Here is a 22,247-nt window from a genome sequence, read left to right as displayed (position 1 = left end):
CCTACTCCATTTCCAGCATCAGCTTGCTGCCTTTGCCCATCGGCTCTGCCGGAGTCACTACCAGACGGCGCGGCATGCGCACACGTATTTCCGGAACGTGACTGATGACGCCAATCGTAAAATCGTCCATGCGCAGCCGCTCAAGCGCATCCATGACGACCTCCAGCAGCTCGGGATCGAGCGTTCCAAAGCCTTCGTCCAAAAAGAAAAATTCCAGTCTGCCGCCGCGCATCTGAATCTCCATCGACAAGGCTAACGCCAGCGACAGCGAGGTCAGGAACGTTTCTCCGCCGGACAAGGTGCTGACTGGACGGCGCATACCGCCTGCGCCCTCGTCGCGCAGGACAAACTCTCCCTCGTCGCCGATTTCCAATCCGTAGCGATTGGCCGTCATCCGCTTCAGATGGTAGGAAGCATCTCTCGCAATCGTCACCAGCTTTTCCTCGGCAATGAACTGGACAAACGCCTTGGCTTCAAACAGCTTTTTCAGTTCTTCCAGACGGCTTTGCTCATCTTGCTGCTCGACAATTTGCTGGTGCAGCTCCTGCCACTTGCTATGGTTTTTTTCCATGCGATCGACGTGCTCTTTCGCTACGGCGACTTGCTTTTGCGCCTCGGCAAAAGACTGCTCCCATGTGCCCCACGCCTCTTTGGCAGCGAGCAGTTCTTCCGTGCTGACCGTGCGCCCTGCAATGGCTTGCAGCAGCCTGTCTTCCTCGTAACGCAGCTGTGTCAAAGCACGCGTATACGCTTCGACCTGCTCCCTTGCTTGGGGCAATTGCCCGCGCTCTGCGTACCTTTCTTGTACCCGTTCCACGTTGGCGAAGCCCGTCTCCTGCAACCCTTGATACAAAGCCTCGTGCGCCTCTGACCGCTGTCTCGTCAAGACAGCCAGCGCCTCGGAATGCTTGACCAAATCGTTTTGAACCAATTGTCTTGCCTCGGCAGCCGTTTTTCGCTTGTCTTCTGCCTGTGCCAACGCTTGACGCAAAAGCGACAGCGCCTGCTCCGTCCGGGCCAGCCCTTCGCTCGCGGGAGTGCCGCCTGTCCGCTCCAGCCACTGGGCGTGCTTTTGCTCCCACATGCGCTTCCTGTCTGCCAGGCGTTCTCCGAGAGCAGCTTCACGGTTTTTCCAGTCGGCTCTGCGCGTCTTGGCTGTCTCCACCTGTGTCAAAAGCTGGCTTTTCAGCGCTTCCTGCTCGGCACGCGTGCGCTGCAACTGTGCCAGCAGCCGATCCAGACGGCCGATTTCCTCATACTGCTGGTCAATGTCCTCAACAGGAATGTCTTGGCGCACCTCATTCAGCGCTTGCCATGCCTGGTTGGCAGCTTGCTGCACCACAGCAAGGCGGGCTTGTATTTCCGCTGCTGACTGCTGCGCCTGTTCGAGCAACAGCGCGCTTTTTTCCATTTGCCGCTTCTTGTCGGCCTCTGCCTCGCGGAGCACTTCCAACTGCTTTTGCTGCTGTTCCCGCTCGGCTTTTGCCTGTTCCCGTTCGGCATGCTTGGCTGCCAACGCTTTTTCCTCGCGCTGGTACACACTGATCAGCTCTTCAAAAGTGTCGACTGCCCAAGGCTGTCCATGCCCGTGACACTCCGCCTTGATGGCAGTTAGCCGCGCCACCAGCTCTTTGTGCTCTGCCTGTATCGCGGCAAGCCGCTCCTCGACGGCTGCCAACGCCCCTTTGGCAACGACCCACGCTTCTTTGTCTCCGGCTGCTTTCTGTTCGGCAGCCTTCCCTGCTTCCTCTGCGGCTTTGATGCGTGTACGCAGCTCATCGCCAGCGACTTTGGCTTCACCGTCCGCCAATTGGTCCTGATGATCCAGCGAATGGTGCACAGAGCCACACACTGGACATTCTTTGCCCTGTTCCAGACGCTCTCGCAAATAGCGCGCCATGTTTTCCTGCTGCCACTGCTCCCACGCCTGCCTAAGCTCCTCCCGCTCGGTCTGGCGCGCAAGAACAATCGCCTCGCTCGATTGAGCGGCCAGCGCCAACTCTTGGCAGCGCTTTTGCACCTGTATGTGCTCCTGCTCGATCTTTTGCCGCTTTTCCTGCCAGCCTTCCACAGCCTGCAAACCTTCCCGCCATTGGCGGCCGATCTGCTTCATTTCGCCCAGCACATTGCGGGACTGCTCCCACTCTGCATCGCTCATGACCGGCTTGTCCGCTGCTTTCGCCATCTGCTCCTTGTGCGCTGCCAGGTGGCTCTCTGCCTGCTCCCAGTCGCGCTTATCCGCAGCGGCCTTTTCGGTCAACACCTGCAAACGCTGCACAAGCGTCTTCTGCTCTGCTTCTTGCTCACGCAGCTTCGCTTGCTCCCGTTCCCACTGCTGTTTCGCTTCTCTCGCCTGCGTGATCCGATCTCGCCACTCCGGAGCAACCATGGCCTTTTGGCTTGTTTCCTCCAGCCTGTTCCACTCCTGTTGCCAGTTCTCCAAGGCCGCTTCGTCTTGCTGTAGCTGCTGTTCTGTTTGCAAAAGGCCACGCGAGACTTCCTGCCACTCCCGCTCCAAAGCGGTCTGTTCCTCGCGAATCGCTTTTAGCTCGGCTTCCCATTCCTGCGCTTGCACCAGTCTGCCTTTTTGCTCGATCAACTGCGGTTCCTGAGCAGCCAGCTCCGCCTGAGCCTGCGCATATTGAGCTTCTGCCTCTTCCAGAGCAAGCCGCGCCGCTTCCTGTTGTCCGCGGCTTTGTTCCAATGCCTGCCCGGTCCTGACCCACTCTTGGTCGAGCCGCTCGTATTGCTGCACCAGCGGCCACAAGCGGATGCTCGCCTCCCACTCGCCCATTCGCGAAGTCAAAGCAGCCATTTCCGCTTCCTTTGCCGTCTGCTGTTGCAACTGCTGCTGCACGCCCGCAAGCTCTGCCTGCCACTGGTGAAGCTGTTCCAGCTCCTTGAGCTTGCCCGTCAGCTCCTGCTTTTGCTCCGTAAATTCCCGCTCGATGCTGGCTGCCTCTGCGAAAGTTTGTCTCGCCTGCTCCAAAGCCTCTGGCCCCGCATCTCCCAAAGCCGCTGTCGCAAGCTGTAACTGATGCATTTGCTCTTTTACCTGATCAAGGGCGTACCGTACCCGTTCGCTCAGCTTTTCCCCGTAAATATGCAGCCGGAACATCCGTTGCAGCATTTCATTGCGCTCGCTGCCTTTCAATGTCAGGAATCGCGAAAATTGCCCCTGCGGCAACACAACGGCACGGGTAAAGTCTTGCAGTGTCAAGCCAATCAAGTCCTCCACCGCCGCAGTGGCAGCCGTCGCCTTCGACTCCAGCACAACGTCCGGCTCTCCGGTCAAAGCGCCTGACTGAATCAGCCGCACTTCCGGCTGTCGCTTGTTTCCCTTTTTATCCAGGCCAAATTCCCGCTCGATCGTATATCGCTTGCGCTCATCCCCTGTGCCCAGCTCGAAAGTAAAAGAAACGAAGACGCGCTGCTCCAACTGGTTCAGCACTTCTTTCGGATGATTGCCTCCGCCCAGACGAACGACCTGACCGTAAAGCGCCAGTGTAATCGCATCGAGGATCGTCGATTTTCCGCTTCCCGTCGGCCCGAAAATCCCAAACAATCCCGCCTGGCACAAAATTTCGAAGTCAACCTCCTGCATTTCTCGATAGCTGTGCATTCCCGCCAGCTTCAATCGTATCGGTCTCACGCTTCTTCCTCCTCTCCTCCGGTTTCTTGGAGCAAACGCTGAAACAAGGCAACAAGCCGATCGTCCGGGGCCGCTCCCCGCTTGCGCTCATAAAATCGCCGGAACAGCTGATCCGCTGTCAGCTCGGTCAACTCCACCCGTTGCGCCTCTTCTTCCTCGCGCTGCTCGCGTACGACGACCCGCTGGATTTTCAAAAAGTCATCCGATAGCTTGCGCACACGCTGGAACTCAGCAGGGTCGATGACATCCGAAACATGCAGCTCCAGATCAATCCAAGAGCCTGCATCCCGCCCTTCTGCCAGCCAGCGCTCGACCTGGGCGATTCCTTCCGTCGCCTTCCAGCGAGCCAACGGTCGACCGCTCGTCAAGTAAATGATCTCTTCTTGCACCGACTGCCCCGGCTGCACCTCGACCAGTACGACCGCCTTGCTCTGTCCCGCTTCGGAAAAGCTGTAGGAAAGCGGCGAGCCACTGTAGCGAACGAGCGGCTTGTCACTGAGCTTTTGCAGCCGATGCAGGTGACCGAGCGCCACGTAATCGGCGTTTTTCGGGAACGCCTGCGGCGACACCGTCAAGGCGCCGCCTATCTGAATCGGCCGTTCCGAATCTGTCTCCATGCCGCCCATGACAAACAAGTGACTGGTGACGAGATTCACCGTGTCTTCGCGAAAATGCACGGACAAATCCGCAAACAGCTGGGCAATCCGCTCGGAAAAGGCGAGCTGCATCTGCTCCTGGGTAAAGCTCTCGCTGAGCAGCTCCTTCAAGCGCGACTCCGATGGATAAGGCAGCGCAAGCACTACGGCATGGTGCTCGCAGCCGGGCACCTTCAACTCCAGCCAGGAAGGCCCGCCCTGAACGATCTGCACGCGATCCGCCGACACTTCCTGGGCGATCAACGGCGCTTCCTTCGGCAAGCCGAGCAAGACAATCCCTTGCTTCGTAGCGAGCGGTGCTGCTGCCCTGACCCGTTCCGGCTGATCGTGATTGCCCGCAATCACAACGACACCTCTCCGCCCTTCCGCGGACAACCGTTCCAGCGCTTCGTAAAACAGCTCCTCTGCCCATGCCGGAGGGTTAACCGAATCGTACACATCGCCTGCCACCAGTACCAAATCGACTTCGCGTTCCTCCGCAATCCGGCAAAGCTCGTCCACAAACGCCGTCTGCTCCACGCGTCGGTCCCGGCCTTCGAGCTGGCGGCCGAAATGCCAGTCTGCCGTATGTAAAATGCGCATGACTTCCATCCTTTCCTCACGATCATGTGTTTGCTTTTCATTGTAACAAAAGACAGCGCTGTTCGTGATTGAAATTTACGGTACTTCCCGGTTACTTTTGCGCGTTCTCGACGTCTTTTTACTAGAATCACCTATTCCCTGGTACATGAAAGAAAGGAGCACGCTTATTTTGTGGACGCGCCGCCTGTTGTTTTTCGCCTTGGTCGCACTTGTTTTGCCTAACTTTGTACACGCTGCCACTCCCCCATCTGCCAAAGCCGCCACTCCCAACCCGGAGCAGGTCATCGGCTGGATCAATGCGAGCGCAAAAAATCTTGTCGCCTTGCCAAATTTTGATTTTCAACTGGCGAATCTGGACGACGACGCGGATTGGGAGATCGTCGCCAAACAAAATTCTACGGTACACCTCGGAACGTTTTACATCCTCGATCAAAAAGCGGATCGCACCTATTCGCTCGTCGCGGAAAAACCGTGGAACGTCCCGCACCTGCAACTGGAACGGTGGGACTTTTCCAGCGAGCGCAACCACCCGCAGCTTGATCCGCATGCTTCAGACGACTCTGCGGAAGTGGCGGGAAAACGCTTGTTTGAAACGGTTGACCATACAGGCGGAACGGGAATCTCTGTCTATGAAGCCCATCTCTGGTACATGGAAAAAGGCAAGCTGGTCGAAGCCTGGAGCGGTGTTTTGAAGCAAACCTCATCCGTGCCAGGCGGTCAACTTTTCCAGACGCTTGGCAACTACCAGCTGCTTACTGACGACGAGCAGCACCCTGCACTCTACTATTGGACGACGGAACAGGAGCTTGACCCGGATACAGGCAGCCCGCTCTCTGGCAAATCGTCAACCAAGCTGCAAGTATACCGCTTTGAAAACGAGGCATTCACTCTCGCGCCCTGACGCTTTTCGCCACAGATGCACAAAGCCGCACTCCCGGTCGATCAAAGGGAATGCGGCTCTTTTTTTCATCTTACTGCTTATCGTTTCAGCTTGTCCGGCCGCGGTGATTTGAGCGACTGCAAGCACATGTAACAAATGACGCCAAACAAAATCGTGATGATCATCGAGTGAAGCAACGTCGCGTAGAGGTGGAGCTGGAACAAGACGACGAAGCCGCCGCTGAACACTTGAGCGATGACCAGCACAAAAGCGAGGATGCTCGCCCCGTACAGATCGCGACGCGTTTGTTTGAAATGACGGATAGCGTAGATCATCGTTGCCAACAGCACAATCGCCAGCACCAGCGCCCCCAGCCTGTGTGCGAATTGAATGCCGATCTGCCCGGACAGCTCGGGAATGATTTGCCCCTCGCACAGTGGCCAGTCACTACAAGCCATGCTGGAGCCGGTATGTCTGACGTACGCTCCCAGGTAAACCACTCCGTACGTGTAGGCTGCCACAGCCCAAATCCAGTTGCGGAATCCTCTCGGGGCTTTTGCCTGCACCATGCTCGCCATTTTGTCGCGCTGCAACACGAACCCGGTCAAAAGGAACACGCCCGTGAAGGCCAGAAGCGAAAATCCGAAGTGCAGAGCCAGGACGGACGACGACTGCGGCCAGATCACCGCGGAAGCGCCAAGAATCGACTCCAGCACGATAAAAAACAAACCGAACAGGGCGAGATTGCGCACTTCCTGATTGCCCCGGTAATGACGCCAGCAAAGTACGGAGAAAACGATTACCACAATGCCTGCCACGCCTGTAATCAGCCGATGCATGTATTCAATGATTGAAGCCAAGGTATACTCCGGAACCCATTTCCCATTACAGAGCGGCCAGTCGTTTCCACAGCCCAGGCCCGAATCCGTTTTGGTCACAAGCGACCCGGCGATCATGACGATAAACATGACGAGAGTAGCAAGAACGGCTAGAGGTTTCAGCCATTTTTCCATAGTGAATACACCCTATTTCTTGTGATGTTTGAGACTCTCGGTGAAGCAGCCTCTTAACTGTTGCCCTCTCTAACATTAATGAAACATCCCCTGCTAAGCAAGGGATGTTCCGTGAACATTTGGTGAGTGTTTCGTGTCAATAATGGTACACCATTGTGCTGATGACAATGACGGCGCAAAAGACTGTCAAATACAGAATCGAGTAGCCAAAAAGCTTGCGCGCCCACGCCAGATCATCCTTGGCTTTGAAGCCTTGGAACAGCAGCACCATGTACACGATTCCCATCAAGCCCATGACAGCCAGGTAAACATAACCAACGCTTCCATGGATAAAGAGCAGCAACGAAGCCGGGAACAGGACAGATCCCCACAAAACCATTTGCCGCTTCGTTTCTGCGAAGCCTTTGACAACTGGCAGCATAGGCAGATTGCCTGCGCGGTATTCCTCGGTTTTCAGCATCGCCAGCGCAAGGAAGTGCGGCGGCTGCCACAGGAACAAAATCAGGAAAAGCAGCCACGCTGCCGGGTCCATGCTGTTCGTTACAGCAACCCAGCCGATTACAGGCGGAGCCGCACCGGAAATCCCGCCAATGACCGTGTTCAATGTGGTCACGCGTTTGAGCGGAGTGTAAATCAACACGTAGAAAATATGACCGATCAATCCCCAAACAGCAGCCAGCGGATTGGCGAATACGGCGAGCACCGCAAGACCTGCGAGCAGCAAGCCGATCCCCAAGAGGATGGCCGTGCGTGGCGCGATGCGCCCTGCTGCAAGCGCACGCCCTTTGGTACGCTTCATTTTTTTGTCCAAATCACGGTCGTAGTAGTTGTTTAACGTCGCACCCGACATGATCACCAAAGCTGTACCAATCATGGTGAAAATCGCTAGTTTCCAGTCTGGAAAACCGTAAGATGCCATCCATAGGGCAGCAAAGGTAGTCATCAGGTTGGACATGGTAATCCCAGGCTTTGTCAGTTCTACGTAGTCCCGAAAAGTCGCCGGCTCTCCCGGTTGTGCGTGCAGGGGTGTCTCGCTGTTAAGCGATTCCTGCATTGTCACTTGCTGGTCCACGTTTTGTACCTCCTGTCTGAATCTATCTGAACATGCGAATATCCGAATGAAGAACTAACTTCCATTGTATCGAAAGCAAAAGAAGCTAGTCAACTTGAAAAGCGCCCAAGCTACTTTCCAAAAATAACATCCAGAACGCCAGCCGTTTCCCCGCCCGGATAGATGATATACAGCAGAGTGTACACCGTAGCTCCGGTAATGGCGGTCACAAACCAGACGATCGACGTCCACGGCCCGATTTTGCGGTGGGCGGCAATGTTGTTCTTGTAGGCGTGTCTGAGCGTGATCAGCCCCATGACTCCCCCTACGGTTGCCAGCACGATGTGAAAGACGAGAAACGTCTGATAGATTGGCTTCAAGCTGTCCGGCCCGCCGAAATGAGTATTCCCGACAAAAGCCGTTCTGGATACATACGTGATGAAGAAGATCGTCGCACAGATGGCGGCCCACTTCATGATCTTCATGTGCTTATCAATTTGTTTCTTCGCGACCGCATACCAGCCACAAGCGACAAGAATACCGCTGATGACGATAAACGACGTGCTTATCGTAGGCAGCAAGATGGACATTTCTACACCTCATTCAAATAATCTATCTATATTTTTATACCCGGCCTTCATCCATCGTCGGCGTTTTTCTCAGCAGGGCAACCGCGGGCTGCTCATCCATCGGCAGGTCTTCCTGCTTCTCCTGCTTATACCAGTGGTAGAAAACGTAGGCGAGCACGGAACCATACACAAGCTCCTGCACCAGTTTCATGATGATTCCACCAAGTCGCTGGTCACTGAACGTGTCGAGGCTCGGGAACAGTTGCGGAGCCGAGATGTACGTCGCATACAAAGGATCGGACGCGAAAATAATCAACGCACAGGCAGGGGTAATCAGCACCCCGTTGGCAAAAATGTACGTCAATTTTTTTAATCCCGCCAACTGTCTCTTGCTGTCGGACAATGGACTGACAATCGGCCACCACATAGCGAAAGCAGCGAAAATCAAGACGACATGGTAGACTGTCATCCACTCGTGATTAAGAGCCGCTGCATCAAATATAAACGGTATATGGTAGAACGAAAACAGCGTGTTGAACAATAATGCCGCTACCAGCGGGTGAGTAACCGCGCGAAGAATCGCTTTGAGCGGCCGCGGCTGAAAGATTTTTTCCAAAAGCCACTCCGGCATCGCCAAGAGCACAATCGGAGGCAGGGCAAAATACAAAATGGACTGCTGCAGCATGTGCAGGCTGAACAAGTAATGATGGCCATAATAGCTGATCGGGCTTCCTTGTGCCGCGTAAAACAGCAGCAAGCCAAAGACAAACAGCAGCTTTTGCTTTGCTGTCGCCGTGGTGGCATGTTCAAAACGCTTGTGCATGGGACCCGTTACCAGGAAATATACCGTGGCAATTAAAAGAGTGAAGAGCATCACGTCGGGACTCCACAAATCTGAAAAGGATGCCCCCGTGTTCATCGCTGACAGCTCGTGTTGATGCTGACCCATTCATATCCTCCCTTCGAGCTGAGCTTTATCTCGATTTGAATTTTTTTACATTCTAATCTACCTAATAAGGGTGCCCTCTATACAATCTCCATTATACCGTTGATTGCCTGCTTCTTTGATAAGAAAAATGAACAAAGTGTTGACAAATGCTTTGGCAAAAAAAAAGAAGACCAGATCTCCTCTGGTCCCCTTGTAAAACGCGGTCTGGACTACACTCCGAAAGAAACGAATTTCGTCTCCAAATACTCATCCATTCCGTAACGTCCACCTTCGCGTCCGATGCCGCTTTCCTTGAATCCGCCAAACGGAGCTTGCGTCTGGGTCGGCGATCCGTCGTTGATGCCGACGATGCCGTACTCCAGCTGCTCTGCCATCCGGAAGCAGCGCTGGTTGTCACGCGTGTACACGTAAGCAGCCAGACCGTAGCGCGTATCGTTTGCCTGGCGCACGACGTCTGCTTCGTCTGAGAAACGAACGAGCGGAACAACTGGTCCAAACGTTTCTTCGTTTGCGATTTTCATCTCTTCGGTCACACCGGAGATAACGGTAGGCTCGCAATAGAAGCCATTTGCGTAGTCGCCTTCTGTCAGACGGTTGCCGCCGTATACGACTTGGCCGCCTTTTCCTTTCGCGTCCTCAATGTGCTCCAGCACTTTGGAAAGCGCGCGCTCGTTCACCAATGGTCCGATTTCGGTTTCCTTCAGTCGTCCGTCTCCCACTTTGGCCCGCTTCAGACGCTCGACCAATTTCTCGGTAAAGGCGTCGGCTACATCTTCGTGAACATACAGGCGATTCGTGCAAATGCACATTTGGCCGGAGTTGCGGAACTTGCTCTCAAACAATCCTTTTACTGCCGCATCCAGATCGGCGTCAGGGAAGACGATGAATGGCGCGTGGCCGCCCAGCTCCATGCTGACGCGCTTCACTTGCTTCGCCGCTCCTTCCATCAGCAGCTTGCCGACGCGAGTGGAACCTGTGAAGCCGATTTTGCTCAGTTTGGGATTCTCGATAAACTCTTGGCCGATCGATTCCGGCTTGCCGATGACGAGGTTGACGACCCCTTTTGGAAAACCAGCCTTCTCGATCAGTTCAAACAAGCGGATGGCAGACAGCGGTGTCGCTTCCGCCGGCTTCAAGACTACTGTGCAACCAGCTGCCAGTGCAGGAGCGATTTTGCGCGCAACCATGTTCACGGGGAAGTTCCATGGTGTAATCGCGCCGACCACGCCTACAGGCTGACGGAGCACCATGATTCGCTTGTTCGGCACGGACGAAGGGATCGTCTCTCCGTATACGCGCTTCGCTTCTTCCGCATACCAGACGAAGTTGTCCGCTGCACCCAGCACTTCGCCTTTTGCCTCGCCAAGCGGTTTGCCCATCTCCGCAGAGATGATGCCTGCCAGCTCGTCACGGCTCTGCTTGACCAGTTCGGACAAGTTGTACAAATACTTGGAGCGCTCGCGAGCAGTCAAACGGGACCAGCTTCCAAAAGCCTCATGTGCAGCGTCAATCGCTTTTTGGGCATCGCGGGAATCTCCAAAAGCAGCGCTTCCCACGACTTCGCCCGTCGCCGGATTCACGATTTGAATCGATTCGCCGCTCTCGGCAGAAACCCACTCTCCATTGATATACATTTGCTTGTACTCTCCCATGACTATCGCTCCTCTCACTCTCTTCAATAAATTGGCTTTAGCGCCTCAAACGGATTTTTGCAATGCCGGCAATACAAAATGCTGCGGCATGCGGCAGGGCCAAACAAGTTGTCAATTTGCGTATAAGGGGAGTCACAGTAAGGACAGGACACTTCCCATGTATCTCCCGGTTTGAAATCGATTGGCGGAGGAGCAATGCCGAAGCTCTTTAGCTTCCCTCTCGCCTCTGGCACGATGCGATCGGACGTCCAGGCGGGATCGTAGACAAACTGAACTTCCACCTTGCTGATTCCGTCCGCCTCTACCAGCTTCGCTGCGATATTTTTTTTCATGATTTCCAGCGCAGGACATCCGACAAAAGTAGGGAGCACGTCGACATGCGCGACATCGTCCTCTACCCGCACCTTGTGGATCATCCCCATCTCTACCATGCTTATGACCGGAATCTCCGGATCAGTCACTTGCTGTAGCAGTTCCCAGCATGTCGCTTCCAGCCCGTCATGTACATGCATTCCTTCTTGCGCCATGCAGATCACCCTTTCTACCAGCCCGCGGCCGGATCGATGCGATATACTTCCGACAAGGTAGCCAAAGCTTGTGCAAGCTCCGGCGTATGCTGACCGTGACGACCGCGCTGCTCAGGCACTCCCGGCTCACCCGCCCACACGAGGCCCGCTTTTTCAAAAATGCCCTGGGTCAATGTGAGCCACTTCTGTTTCAACTCGCCTTCGCCGGCAATCAGCCCACAGCGGACGATCGCGTCGGCGTTCGCACCGAGCTGATAAAGCTCGCCTGCATCCTTCCATACTTTCTCAATCGCGGCTTCCAGTCTTTTCCGCGCTTCGTCTGTACTGTTGGCCAACTGCGTGAGCCAAACTTGCCAGTGCATCAGATGGTAGCGATGCTCCGTCATCATTTTGCGGCTGACCAGTGCCAGCGGTGTGTACGATGATTGGAGCAAAGACTCCAGGCGAACCTGTTTGTACAGTCCGTACACATAGCTGCGGACAATCGCATACGCCCAGTCATAGTGAGGGTCGGTGTTGTAGTCGCCTTCCCCGTTTTTTCGCTCGACCAAAATCGCATTGCGGAACGCATCTGCTTCCCGAAGCTGTGCGAGATCGTCCGCCTTGCCTACTCCGAGCTGTTCCAGCATCTCGTAAAACATCACGGCATGACCCATCATGTCCTGCGACATCGAAGAAAACGCGACGTCCTCCTCGATGTGCGGAGCCAGCCCGAGCCATTCCGAACCGCGATAGGCGAGAATGAAGTCGTCGTCAGCAAGCTGGAACAGCAAATCAGTCAAGGCTTGCGCGTATTCCGGGTTTTGTTTTGCCGCTTCTGTTGTTTCTACTTGTGAAAAGTCGCCCATGATTGTATCCCCTCCTGCTTAGCTGCCGCTTTCCGCATGCTTTTGTTTTTCTTCGTACTGTTCTCTGTGATGGCGCCATCTTGCCTGCAAGTCGCCATAGCCTCGCGTCTCCCGGTAGCTCTTGTTGTCGAGCCGCTCCAAAAACGGACGCTCTTCCGGCGACAAGCCGTAAATATCGTCGCGCTTCACCACCCAGATGTTAAAACAAGTCTCGCGGCGCAGGAAGTTTTCTCTCGCCATCGCGAGCGCAACTTCCTTGTTTGGAGCCAAGAGGCTGAACTGATGGACAAAAGATGAGCTGACACTTCTTTGACTGAATACTTCGTAAATGAAAAAGTCGTCTCTGACTTCTGTTTCCTTGTTCATATCCATTCACCTACCCTACGTGGCGGCCGTACGACATGATTGCGTCGCGCACCCATTTTGTTTCTTCATACGATGTTTCCCTAAGATTCAGACGATGAGCAGAGCGCGGGCCGTTCCCCTTGACGATCTGCTTGAACTGTTCCCAATCCGGTTGCTGATACACCCATTGGTCTTTTTCTTCATCGAAGTGAATCGTCTCATCCGGCACAGTGAAGCCGAGGTGGAAAATGCGTGGCAAATACTTTTTCAAAAACACTTGCCGCAGTTCCTCATTCGTCTGCGTGCGAATCTTGTAACGCATGTTGGCGGATTGGTTGCTCGTAATCGTACCGTTCTCAGGCGGTCCGAAGAACATCAAAAGCGATGGCCACCAGCGCGTAATCGCTTCTTGCAGCATCTGGCGCTGTTCCTCCGTGCCCTCTGCCAGCTCCAGGACGATGCTCTCGCCGTGCTGCGCATGGAATTTCTCCTCGGCGCAAATCCGGTGCAGCGCCCGCGCATACGGCGCATAAGATGTATCGAGCGACATGGACTGGGTAATGATAGCCGCTCCGTCCACCAGCCAGCCGATTACCCCTGCATCTGCCCAGGTTGGCGCTTCCATGTGGAACACATTGTGAAATTTCAGTCTTTTTGCAAACAAGTCATTCATCAAGTCTTCGCGCGTCTTGCCAAGCGGCGCCAGCAAATCTTCCGCTACCCGCAGCAAAAGCTGCCCGTGTCCCATCTCATCCTGCACCTTCGCCATGATCGCCAGCTTGCGGCGCAACGTCGGTGCCTTGGGTACCCATTCCTTTTCCGGCAAAGCCCCCATGATTTCGCTGATGCCGTGCATCGAAATCAGCTTGATCAGCTGGTTGCGGTAGTCGTCTGGCATCCAGTCGTCCGCTTCGATTTTTCCTCCGCGGTCGATTTTCGCTAAAAACGCTTCCATTTTTTCGTTTTCGGTCAGATCAGAACGTTCCATCTGTGTTTGCATGGAGAATACCTCCTTATTAGCCGTTGTCCATTATGTTAAAATCATACTACGTTTTTATAACGTTATAATAACATAACGTCATACGTTTTAGCAATATCCTTCCGCCTGGAACCTTTGCTTATTCCATCCGCCCGGACAGGACGGCCGCCTTTTTCAGCTGTTCTGCCATATGCCGCAGCTCTTGCATGACAGCGTCCAGCTCCTGAATGCGCGTAGATTGTTGCAGGCTGTGATTCAGCGTCTTTTCCATCTCGCCTGACACGGTGCCGACAAGGGCGTTCATCTCGTCGAGAATGCGAAAAATGTCCTTTGCCGACGTCGAGGTCGTCTGCGAAAACTGGCGAATCTCTTCGGCGACGACAGAAAAGCCCCGGCCTGCCGCTCCGGCTCGCGCTGCCTCCAGGACGGCATTCAACCCAAGCACATTGGAACGGGTGGAAATGTTGCGAATCAGCTCATTGATCTGCGTCGTCTCCGCGATTTTCACTTCCATTTGTCCTGCCGCATCGCTCAGCGTATGGCTGGCCTGCGCGAGATGATCGGCGTCTTTTGCCAGGCTTTCCGTATGTACCGCAATGTTTTCCAAGGCGTTCGTCAAATTTTCCGCCAAGCCGCGCAGCCTGTCCTCCTGATCGGTCGTGACCCCTGTAGCCAGACAGCCCACTACTTGCCCCTTTTCCACGATTGGATAACCGACGGCAATATACGGAATGCCGTAAAGCTCCTTGGAGATCTTCTTCACCACCCGCTTGTTTTCCGCAATCGCCGTGGCATTGATGCTCCCCTGGCGCAGCGGGTCCCCGACTTTGATGCCCAGATTGAGTCCATGCGCCGGATAGTAAGCGAGAAACTTCTCCCGGTCGGTCACTCCGACCATGCAATCGAACAAAAAAGCCTTTTGCAAAATGGGGGCAACCATCAGCACGCTGTTTAACAGTTGAGACATGTATTTACCTCCTGACCAAGGGACGAAAACGGCTATTCTCTTCGCATCCGTCACGTTTGCGAAAAGAACAGCCATCGTCTCCACCTGCATCATCGATTGAATTACTTCACAATCTGGAATTTGCCGCCCTTCACTTCGACCATGATCATGCTGTCTTCCGTCAGTCCGTTGTGATCGTCATTCGAGAAGGTAAATTCCCCGGTAACTCCCACGTACTTCACTTTTTCCAAAACTTCGCCCAGCTTGGAAGCGTCGCCGCCTGCTTGCTTCAACCCTTCCACGAGCAGGTTCAGACCGTCGTAGCCGTATCCGGCAAAACCGTCCGGCTGCGAGCTGTACGCTGCTTGATAGCCTTCTGCGAACTTTTTGATGACCGCTGCTTGCGGGTCGTTTGCATCTACCTGATCCGGCACCAGCAGTTTGCCTGCTACCATCAGGACGCCTTCACCCGCATCGCCCACCAACTCCAAAAACTTGCTGTTGGCTGAACCGTGGCTGCTGATGATCGGAATCGTCATATTGAGCTGTTTCGCTTCCTTCACAATCGTAGCCGGGCCAGGGTTCGTTCCTGCAACGATCAGCGCCTGTGCATCCGTTCCTTTGATCTTGGTCAGCTGGGAGCTCATCGACGGGTCCTTCGTGCCGTACTTCTCTTCCGCTACGATCGTAATGCCGTATTCAGGCGCGTACTTTTGCAATTGCGTTGTCCAGCCGCTTCCGTACGGATTGCTGTCGTTGAGCGTCGCGATTTTGGTAATGCCTTTTTCTTTCAAGTATTTGAAAATGCGCTTCGTGCCGTGTACGTCGGTATGCGGTGTTTTGAAAATGCCTGCGCGCACCGGATTGGTAATCTGATCCGCTGCTGCCATCGAAATCAGCGGCAGCTTCTCTGTTGCGGCAAATTCGGCCATGCCGAGAGATGGTCCGCTGCCGGAGGAGCCGAGGACAGCGACTACTTTTTCTTTGGAAACCAGCTTCTTGATCGCTTTCACAGCTTCCGTGTTATCCGACTTGTCGTCCTCAAACACGACTTCGACCGGGCGGCCATTCACTCCGCCTGCTCCGTTGATTTCTTTGACGAGCAGCTCAACGGCTTGCTTCTCCGGTACCCCAAGCGGGCTGTTCGGGCCAGTCAGAGAGAAAATCGCCCCGACTTTGATTGGTTCCCCGCTGGCGCCACCTGTTGCCGCCGTCTGTCCGCCCCCTGCTTCTGCCGCTGGCTTCGCGCCGCCGCCACAGGCGCTGAGCAAGACGAGTGAAGCAATCGCTACCGGATACAGCCACTTGCGAAACGTTCCTTTTTTCATGGATAAGCCCCCTTGAGTATCTATCTTTTTATCAATGTCAAACCGCTTCGTGGGAGTGTCCCAGATAAGCAGATTGCACACGCGGATCGTTGCTGATTTCCTCAGCACTGCCTTCCAGCATCACTTCGCCTGTACTCAACACATAAGCCCTGTCGGAAATCGCCAGCGCAGCGCGAGCGTTTTGCTCAACCAACAACACGGTTGTACCCCACTCGGAGCGAATCTCCTGAACGATCGTCAATATTTCCTTGGCAATCAGCGGTGCCAAGCCGAGCGAAGGCTCGTCCAGGAGCAACAATTGCGGCCTGGATAAAAGCGCCCGTCCGATCGCCAGCATTTGCTGCTGTCCGCCAGATAGCGTTCCCCCCAGTTGCCATTTCCGCTCTGCCAAAATCGGAAAGCGCTCGTAAACGGTCTGCATTTCTTTGGCGATCTCTTTTTTGCTCGTTTTGGGCATGCGGTGGGAAGCGCCCAGCCACAAATTGTCCTCGACGGTGAGTGTGGAGAAAATTTGTCGGCGCTCCGGCACATGCGCCATCCCGCGCGGCACGACAAGCTCGGCCGGGATTCCGGTGATGTCGGCATCGCGAAACCAGATCTTCCCTTCTTTCGCTCCGTGCAGACCGCAGATGCAATTCAACAGCGTCGTTTTGCCAGCGCCGTTTGCCCCGAGCAGCGAGACGATCTCTCCTTCGTTCACTTGCATCGTAATTCCGTGCAGCACTTCTACAGGACCGTAGCGAGCCGTGACGCCGTCCACTTTCAAGATCGTTTTTCCCATCGTTTTCCCCCCCTACTCCTCTTCCGTTCCCAGATAAGCCGCGATGACGCGAGGATTTTCCTGGATTTCACGCGGGGTTCCTTCCGCAATTTTCGTTCCCTGATCGAGAACCACGATGCGGTCGGCGATGGTCATAATCATGTCCATGTCGTGCTCCACCAGCAAAATCGCCGTTCCGCTGTCGCGAATCTCGCAAAACATCCGGCTCATTTCCGCTGTCTCCGTATGGTTCAAGCCAGCCGCAGGCTCATCGAGGAGCAACAGCCTTGGCCCTGCGACCATCGCCCGGGCAATTTCCATCAGCCTCAGCTTGCCGTAGGGCAAACTTCCCGCCAGCCGCTGGGATTCCGTCGCCAGCCCCACTTGCCCGAGCCAGGCATGTGCCTTTTGCTCCATCAGCTTCTCTTCTTTTTTGGCCTTGCCCAAATTCATGCCGCAGGAGAACAGGCTGGAGCTTGTCTTCGTATGCATCCCGACCATGACGTTCTCCAATACTGTCATGTCGTCAAACGTCTGGAGATTTTGAAAAGTTCGGGTAATGCCCAGCCCGGCATATTCATAGCCCGGCACCTTCGTCATCGGCTTGCTCGCAAAGCGAATTTCGCCAGCGGACGGAGGAATGACGCCGGACACCATGTTGAGCACCGTGCTTTTGCCTGCTCCGTTCGGGCCGATCAGCGCCAAAATTTCGCCTTCCCGCACTTGAAAATCAACCTGATTGACTGCACGCACCCCGCCGAAATCGCGGGACAGCTCTTGTACTTCCAAAAGGGTCGTCATGTTGCCGCCTTCCTTTCCACTCGCTCACCAGACTGTGCTTTGACAGCAGCTTCCTTTGCCTTTTTGGCTTGCGCTTTTTCATAGACGGAACGAATACGCGGCACTAGACCTTCCGGCATAAACATGACAATCAAGACGAGTATGCCGCCGAAAACAATCGTATCGACATCGCCCTGCAAGCCCGGGATGACTTCGCTGAGCAAAATCAGTCCCTCGCTGATAAAGCCGATCAGTACCGTGCCAATCAACGCTCCCCATATGCTCGTCATCCCGCCGATGACGACCATCGTGAGAAATTTGATCGACTCGTGCAGTCCAAAAGGCTGCGGATCGAGTATCCCCATGTAGTGAGCGTACAGACCACCGGAAATTCCGGCGAACATGCCGCTGACGACGAAAGCGTTCAGCTTGAACTTGCTCACGTCAATTCCCATTGAGGTTGCGGCAATCTCACTCTTGTGAATCGCCCGAAACGCTCTGCCTACCCGCGAATGCAGCAGGTTGAGCGAGAACAGGAGCACACAAGTAACGACCGCCCAGATCAGATAGTACATGGACAGCTCGCTGCCTCCGAAGAACGGAACCTGTGGGATGCTGATCATCCCGCTCGCGCCCCCGGTGACTGGCTCCCATTCGGTAATCCCGATCTGGACGATATAGCCGAATGCCAGCGTCGCCATCGCGAGATAGTAGCCTTGCAGTCCCGCTATCGCTCGTCCGAGAATGAAGGCAAACAAGCCAGGAACAATTGCCGAGGCGATGAGGCCGACGAATGGCGACAGCCCGTATTTGGTCGTCAACACCGCGGAAGTGTAAGCGCCGATCCCCCAAAAGGCTGCTTGTCCGAGCGAAATTTGTCCAGCCAGCCCCATCACCAGGCACAGCCCGATCGTCACGATGGCATGCAGCCCGATAATAATGCCGACGGAACGGTAATACTCATCTGGCATCACAAACGGGAAAACGATCATCAAAGCGATGTAAATTCCGAAGCCTTTTCCCCATTTTTGCAACAACTGCTTCATCTATAGCCCTCCTTTCCCCACGCTGCGCTCTCCGAAGAGTCCGGATGGCTTCACCAGGAGCATGCCGATCAAGACCAGAAACGCGATGGCGTCCTTCATCCCGGAGCTGACGTATCCGGCTCCGAGCGACTCGACAATCCCGAGCAAAAAGGCAGCCACAGCCGCGCCAAGCGGATTGCCCAACCCGCCGAGAATCGCGGCGGAAAAGCCTTTGATTCCAAGCAGCACACCGATGTCGTAGGAGGTCACGCTCAACGGTGCGATGACGATTCCGGCAACAGCTCCGGTGGCTCCGCTGATGGCGAAGGCGAGCATGCTCATCTTCGTTGGAGAAATCCCCATCAGGCGGGCTGCCATCGGATTGACCGAACAGGCGTTGATTTTTTTCCCGAGAATCGTCTTTTCCATCAAATACCAGAGGAGAAACAAAATGATAAGGACAGCAGCCAAAATCCAAACGCTTTGCGTCGCGATCGTCACGCCCCCGAACGAGAGGGGTTCGTTGCTTGTAATCGGCTCCAGTGCAAAAGCATCCTTGCCCCAAATAAAGCTGGCGATCCCGCGGATTAAGGTGGAAATTCCTATTGTCAAAATTATCAAACTAATAGGACTAGCTTTTTTCACATAATCAATGACATATTTCTGCATGATGATTCCGATTGCCGTTACTGCCAGAATGGCAAGCAATGCTGCGAGTCCGTAAGGCAGATTCATCCCGATCAAAGCCACCGTAACCATCCCGCCGAGCATCAAAAACTCACCCTGTGCGAGATTGATGACCTTGCTCACGTTGTAAATCGTGATGAAGCCTACGGCAACAATCGCATAAATGCCGCCACTGACGAGGCCGTTTGCGACATACTGCAACAGTTCCGTCATATTCGTGCTGTACCCCCTCTTGTTTCGCGCCTTAACCGCTACCATCTAAAACGCTTACATTTTAATTAATGGAAATATTATTGAAGAAGAAATGCCCTAGCTTGTCACTAGGGCGCTTTCTTCGTAGCAACCGCTTAATGCACAGGTGCAACTTCATACACCGTCTCGAAGAATCGAACTGCCCCTGGATTTAATCGTTGATAATAGTTTTGGAACAATTGATCCGCCTCTTTGCCTAGCCACAGTTCCGGAAGCAGCTCCTGCGGCAAGTCCGGGTCGATAAACAAAAACTTGCGATATTCATGGACGAGCTTCGTCTTTTCCACAAAGCAGTGGCTGTCTGGCACTTCCTCGCCACTGTCTATTTTCGCGGATAGCTGCTCGAATTGTTCGCGGTAGTTGTCAATGAACTCTTTGTACTTCTCGTTGATTTCAGCGATGTTCCAGCACTTTTGCACCAATTGCTTCGGATCGCTCCAGCCCAGATGCTGCGCGCTGAAAATTTCTACATGGTCGGTGATTTCATGCGCCTCGGTCAACTCTTTCACCCGATCTGCGAGATTGTTCGGGCTGATCCACGTGCTCGTCGTCAGCATCCCGAAGCCCATCCACCCCAGTTCCTTGCGCAGCTGATCCCGCAACGCGCGGCGTTCCTCCGGTATGTTGTAGCTGGCGATGCACCATTTTCCGTCCCAGACATCTGTCTCGACTTTATAAATGCGGGCTGCCGCTTCCTCCAGCCGTTTTTTCCCACGTTCGGATACCGAGTAGTAGCTCTTGTTTCCTACTTTCCTGGATTCCAGCCAGCCTTGGCGGAGCATCCTGGAAATGGCGGCGCGAACAGCCGGTTCGGACAGACCAAATTCTCCCATGAGCCGTGTCAGGCTGCCGATCCAGATCTCGCTCCCGTAATGGCGAACATATTCTCCATAAATCGTAAAAAGCATGGATTGTGGCTTCACGTTCTTCAACCCCCAAATCGATTCATACCTTTATGCTGTGAAATTGTACCATATTCTCTAGAAGGTGCGTGAATCGTTTGAGAGTATGACGATAAAATCGTATAACGTAATTTTAACGTTATTATATTAAAACATTTTAAAAGAGTCAATTTATTCTGTACAATTATTTTCCGCAGCGATTTCTGCCTGGAGCGCTTCAAAGCGCCGCCTGATTTCGTGCTTGTTGAAAATCGCCTGGGTAAACGAACCGACCCCGACGCGATTCCGGGCGGTGTCGGCTGTCACCTCGCACACCACCCGATTTTTCGTGACTTCCTGGCACACGGCTTTGAAGGTCACCACTTGACCCGCTACCGCCGGGCCGACATGGCGGATATCCACAGCGAAGCCGGAGCCTTCCTCATCCGCTTCCAAATAAGGCAAAATCACCTGACGCCCTGCCCATTCCATGTAGTAGATCATGCTGACCGTCGACATGACCGGATGCACAACCTCCCCTGCAAACTTGGGCAGCATGTCCTCTGTGACGACCACCGTAAATTCGGCAGTCGTCCCTGGCTTCAGTCCTTCCTTCACGCACATGCACCTCTCGTCACGCGTGATTGCTTTCTACACGCGCTCAATAATCGTCGCGATTCCCTGGCCCACGCCGATACACATGGCAGCCAGACCATAGCGAGCTTCCCTGCGCTCCATCTCGTACAAAAGAGTGGTCAGGATACGTGCGCCACTAGCTCCGAGCGGATGCCCCAAAGCAATCGCGCCGCCATTGACATTGACCAGATCAGGATTGACTCCCAGCTCTTGTACGCAAGCTACCGCTTGTGCGGCAAAAGCTTCGTTAAATTCAAACAGGTCGATATCGGCAAGCGACAGTCCCGCCTGCTTCAACGCCTTGTGCGTAGCCGGAATCGGCCCAATCCCCATGACAGAAGGATCAACGCCTGCCACTGCGGAAGCGACGATGCGGGCGCGCGGTTTAAGCCCAGCAGCCAAAGCCGCCTTTTGCTCCATGATAAGCAGGGCGCTTGCCCCATCGTTCAAACCGCTGGAATTGCCCGCCGTAACGGTGCCGTTTGCCTGAAAAGCTGGCTTGAGCTTTTGCAGTTGCTCTATCGTCGTCTCCGGGCGAGCGTGTTCGTCGCGGTCAAACAGCGTGACATCCCCTTTGCGCCCTCTCAGCTCGACAGGCACAATCTCTGCTGCCCATTTTCCTTCCGCCAGTGCTCTCGCGTAGTTTTGCTGGCTTCGCAGCGCAAACTCGTCCTGCGCTTCGCGGCTGATCCCGTATTGCTCGGCAACCTTTTCGGCTGTTTCGCCCAAGCTGATCGGCGGATACAGCTCGTTCATTTTATCGTTCACCAGCCGCCAGCCGAGCGTCGTGTCCACAAGCTGCTGATTTCCGCGCTGAAAAGCCGCTCCAGGCTTCATCATGACCAAAGGTGCGCGCGTCATGCTCTCCAGTCCACCGGCAATGTACACTTCGCCAGCGCCTGCCTTGATCGCGTTCGCGCTTTGGTTCACGGCTTCCAGCCCAGAGCCGCACAAACGGTTGACAGTCACGCCAGGCACTTCGACAGGCAAGCCAGCCAAAAGCAGCGACATCCGCGCCACGTTGCGGTTATCCTCACCCGCCTGATTGGCACACCCCATCATGACATCGTCAATCGTTCCTACATCAAGCGGATTTCGTTCCAGCAATTTTTGGATAACCAAAGCGCCCAGATCATCCGGGCGCACCTCTTTCAATGCTCCGCCAATCCGTCCGATCGGTGTGCGTATCGCATCGATAATGACAGGTGTATTCATCTTCCACTCCTCCAGTACAGTAGGACATCCCGAT

General features: G+C 54.6%; 21 protein-coding genes. 1 reads left to right on the top strand and 20 read right to left on the bottom strand.

Features of this window, described 5'->3' with window-relative positions; translation table 11 throughout:
• Window position 1 precedes the first annotated feature (1 nt).
• Window positions 2-3,652 (bottom strand): AAA family ATPase, encoded by a 3,651-nt coding sequence (locus tag IRJ17_RS08825; protein ID WP_242774330.1) that lies wholly within the window; start codon window positions 3,650-3,652, stop codon window positions 2-4.
• Window positions 3,649-4,890: an exonuclease SbcCD subunit D gene (locus IRJ17_RS08820; protein WP_122964336.1), complete on the bottom strand. Its 1,242-nt coding sequence runs from the start codon at window positions 4,888-4,890 to the stop codon at window positions 3,649-3,651. Before IRJ17_RS08820 ends, IRJ17_RS08825 begins: the two co-directional genes overlap by 4 nt.
• Window positions 4,891-5,059: 169 nt before the next feature.
• Between IRJ17_RS08820 and IRJ17_RS08815 the strand changes: the two genes are divergently transcribed.
• Window positions 5,060-5,791: a hypothetical protein gene (locus IRJ17_RS08815; protein ID WP_242774329.1), complete on the top strand. Its 732-nt coding sequence runs from the start codon at window positions 5,060-5,062 to the stop codon at window positions 5,789-5,791.
• Between the two features lie 77 nt (window positions 5,792-5,868).
• Here IRJ17_RS08815 and IRJ17_RS08810 read toward each other — a convergent pair whose 3' ends face one another.
• From IRJ17_RS08810 to IRJ17_RS08725, 18 genes are all read right to left on the bottom strand, one after another.
• A complete protein-coding gene (locus IRJ17_RS08810) occupies window positions 5,869-6,783 on the bottom strand; it encodes a COX15/CtaA family protein (protein WP_122964334.1) in 915 nt (304 codons plus the stop codon).
• A gap of 136 nt (window positions 6,784-6,919) precedes the next feature.
• On the bottom strand, window positions 6,920-7,855 hold the full coding sequence (gene cyoE, locus IRJ17_RS08805) for a heme o synthase (RefSeq protein WP_122964333.1): 936 nt from the start codon (window positions 7,853-7,855) through the stop codon (window positions 6,920-6,922).
• Window positions 7,856-7,965: 110 nt separating this feature from the next.
• Window positions 7,966-8,424: a DUF420 domain-containing protein gene (locus tag IRJ17_RS08800; RefSeq protein WP_122964332.1), complete on the bottom strand. Its 459-nt coding sequence runs from the start codon at window positions 8,422-8,424 to the stop codon at window positions 7,966-7,968.
• A 34-nt stretch (window positions 8,425-8,458) separates the two neighbouring features.
• Window positions 8,459-9,352 (bottom strand): cytochrome c oxidase assembly protein, encoded by an 894-nt coding sequence (locus tag IRJ17_RS08795; protein ID WP_122964331.1) that lies wholly within the window; start codon window positions 9,350-9,352, stop codon window positions 8,459-8,461.
• Window positions 9,353-9,561: 209 nt separating this feature from the next.
• Window positions 9,562-11,004: an NAD-dependent succinate-semialdehyde dehydrogenase gene (locus IRJ17_RS08790; RefSeq protein WP_122964330.1), complete on the bottom strand. Its 1,443-nt coding sequence runs from the start codon at window positions 11,002-11,004 to the stop codon at window positions 9,562-9,564.
• Between the two features lie 23 nt (window positions 11,005-11,027).
• A complete protein-coding gene (gene paaD, locus IRJ17_RS08785) occupies window positions 11,028-11,531 on the bottom strand; it encodes a 1,2-phenylacetyl-CoA epoxidase subunit PaaD (protein ID WP_063230860.1) in 504 nt (167 codons plus the stop codon).
• A gap of 14 nt (window positions 11,532-11,545) precedes the next feature.
• Window positions 11,546-12,379, bottom strand: a complete 834-nt coding sequence (gene paaC / locus IRJ17_RS08780; protein ID WP_173596658.1) for a 1,2-phenylacetyl-CoA epoxidase subunit PaaC — start codon at window positions 12,377-12,379, stop codon at window positions 11,546-11,548.
• A gap of 18 nt (window positions 12,380-12,397) precedes the next feature.
• On the bottom strand, window positions 12,398-12,745 hold the full coding sequence (paaB, locus tag IRJ17_RS08775; RefSeq protein ID WP_063230858.1) for a 1,2-phenylacetyl-CoA epoxidase subunit PaaB: 348 nt from the start codon (window positions 12,743-12,745) through the stop codon (window positions 12,398-12,400).
• Window positions 12,746-12,755: 10 nt separating this feature from the next.
• Entirely contained in the window at window positions 12,756-13,724 is a 969-nt protein-coding gene (paaA, locus tag IRJ17_RS08770; RefSeq protein WP_122964328.1) for a 1,2-phenylacetyl-CoA epoxidase subunit PaaA, read from the bottom strand.
• A 118-nt stretch (window positions 13,725-13,842) separates the two neighbouring features.
• A complete protein-coding gene (locus IRJ17_RS08765; RefSeq protein WP_242774326.1) occupies window positions 13,843-14,670 on the bottom strand; it encodes a methyl-accepting chemotaxis protein in 828 nt (275 codons plus the stop codon).
• 101 nt (window positions 14,671-14,771) lie between these two features.
• The gene (locus tag IRJ17_RS08760; RefSeq protein WP_122964326.1) at window positions 14,772-15,977 is read right to left on the bottom strand and encodes an ABC transporter substrate-binding protein; all 1,206 of its coding nucleotides are present in this window, start codon (window positions 15,975-15,977) and stop codon (window positions 14,772-14,774) included.
• Between the two features lie 37 nt (window positions 15,978-16,014).
• Window positions 16,015-16,758, bottom strand: a complete 744-nt coding sequence (locus IRJ17_RS08755; protein WP_122964325.1) for an ABC transporter ATP-binding protein — start codon at window positions 16,756-16,758, stop codon at window positions 16,015-16,017.
• Window positions 16,759-16,770: 12 nt separating this feature from the next.
• Window positions 16,771-17,538 (bottom strand): ABC transporter ATP-binding protein, encoded by a 768-nt coding sequence (locus IRJ17_RS08750; RefSeq protein WP_122964324.1) that lies wholly within the window; start codon window positions 17,536-17,538, stop codon window positions 16,771-16,773.
• Entirely contained in the window at window positions 17,535-18,563 is a 1,029-nt protein-coding gene (locus tag IRJ17_RS08745; RefSeq protein ID WP_173596656.1) for a branched-chain amino acid ABC transporter permease, read from the bottom strand. Before IRJ17_RS08745 ends, IRJ17_RS08750 begins: the two co-directional genes overlap by 4 nt.
• Window positions 18,564-19,442: a branched-chain amino acid ABC transporter permease gene (locus tag IRJ17_RS08740; protein ID WP_063230851.1), complete on the bottom strand. Its 879-nt coding sequence runs from the start codon at window positions 19,440-19,442 to the stop codon at window positions 18,564-18,566. It abuts the gene before it with no gap.
• A 134-nt stretch (window positions 19,443-19,576) separates the two neighbouring features.
• Window positions 19,577-20,404, bottom strand: a complete 828-nt coding sequence (gene paaX / locus IRJ17_RS08735) for a phenylacetic acid degradation operon negative regulatory protein PaaX (RefSeq protein ID WP_122964322.1) — start codon at window positions 20,402-20,404, stop codon at window positions 19,577-19,579.
• Window positions 20,405-20,554: 150 nt separating this feature from the next.
• On the bottom strand, window positions 20,555-20,980 hold the full coding sequence (locus IRJ17_RS08730) for a thioesterase family protein (RefSeq protein ID WP_122964321.1): 426 nt from the start codon (window positions 20,978-20,980) through the stop codon (window positions 20,555-20,557).
• A gap of 33 nt (window positions 20,981-21,013) precedes the next feature.
• Window positions 21,014-22,213, bottom strand: coding sequence for a thiolase family protein (locus IRJ17_RS08725; protein WP_217022191.1), 1,200 nt, complete (start codon window positions 22,211-22,213; stop codon window positions 21,014-21,016).
• Window positions 22,214-22,247: the final 34 nt, after the last annotated feature.

It is taken from the genome of Brevibacillus parabrevis (assembly GCF_022701015.1).
GTDB classification, from domain to species: domain Bacteria; phylum Bacillota; class Bacilli; order Brevibacillales; family Brevibacillaceae; genus Brevibacillus; species Brevibacillus parabrevis.
Note: the sequence above shows the minus strand (reverse complement) of the source record. Positions and strands in the feature narration are given on the sequence as shown.

What these genes read in the sequence shown, in the direction of transcription:
- IRJ17_RS08820 (WP_122964336.1), bottom strand. Translation starts at nt 4,890, where the DNA reads ATGCGCATTTTACATACGGCAGACTGGCATTTCGGCCGCCAGCTCGAA.
- IRJ17_RS08810 (WP_122964334.1), bottom strand. Translation starts at nt 6,783, where the DNA reads ATGGAAAAATGGCTGAAACCTCTAGCCGTTCTTGCTACTCTCGTCATG.
- IRJ17_RS08800 (WP_122964332.1), bottom strand. Translation starts at nt 8,424, where the DNA reads ATGTCCATCTTGCTGCCTACGATAAGCACGTCGTTTATCGTCATCAGC.
- IRJ17_RS08795 (WP_122964331.1), bottom strand. Translation starts at nt 9,352, where the DNA reads ATGGGTCAGCATCAACACGAGCTGTCAGCGATGAACACGGGGGCATCC.
- IRJ17_RS08790 (WP_122964330.1), bottom strand. Translation starts at nt 11,004, where the DNA reads ATGGGAGAGTACAAGCAAATGTATATCAATGGAGAGTGGGTTTCTGCC.
- paaD (WP_063230860.1), bottom strand. Translation starts at nt 11,531, where the DNA reads ATGGCGCAAGAAGGAATGCATGTACATGACGGGCTGGAAGCGACATGC.
- paaC (WP_173596658.1), bottom strand. Translation starts at nt 12,379, where the DNA reads ATGGGCGACTTTTCACAAGTAGAAACAACAGAAGCGGCAAAACAAAAC.
- paaB (WP_063230858.1), bottom strand. Translation starts at nt 12,745, where the DNA reads ATGAACAAGGAAACAGAAGTCAGAGACGACTTTTTCATTTACGAAGTA.
- paaA (WP_122964328.1), bottom strand. Translation starts at nt 13,724, where the DNA reads ATGCAAACACAGATGGAACGTTCTGATCTGACCGAAAACGAAAAAATG.
- IRJ17_RS08765 (WP_242774326.1), bottom strand. Translation starts at nt 14,670, where the DNA reads ATGTCTCAACTGTTAAACAGCGTGCTGATGGTTGCCCCCATTTTGCAA.
- IRJ17_RS08760 (WP_122964326.1), bottom strand. Translation starts at nt 15,977, where the DNA reads ATGAAAAAAGGAACGTTTCGCAAGTGGCTGTATCCGGTAGCGATTGCT.
- IRJ17_RS08755 (WP_122964325.1), bottom strand. Translation starts at nt 16,758, where the DNA reads ATGGGAAAAACGATCTTGAAAGTGGACGGCGTCACGGCTCGCTACGGT.
- IRJ17_RS08750 (WP_122964324.1), bottom strand. Translation starts at nt 17,538, where the DNA reads ATGACGACCCTTTTGGAAGTACAAGAGCTGTCCCGCGATTTCGGCGGG.
- IRJ17_RS08745 (WP_173596656.1), bottom strand. Translation starts at nt 18,563, where the DNA reads ATGAAGCAGTTGTTGCAAAAATGGGGAAAAGGCTTCGGAATTTACATC.
- IRJ17_RS08740 (WP_063230851.1), bottom strand. Translation starts at nt 19,442, where the DNA reads ATGACGGAACTGTTGCAGTATGTCGCAAACGGCCTCGTCAGTGGCGGC.
- IRJ17_RS08725 (WP_217022191.1), bottom strand. Translation starts at nt 22,213, where the DNA reads ATGAATACACCTGTCATTATCGATGCGATACGCACACCGATCGGACGG.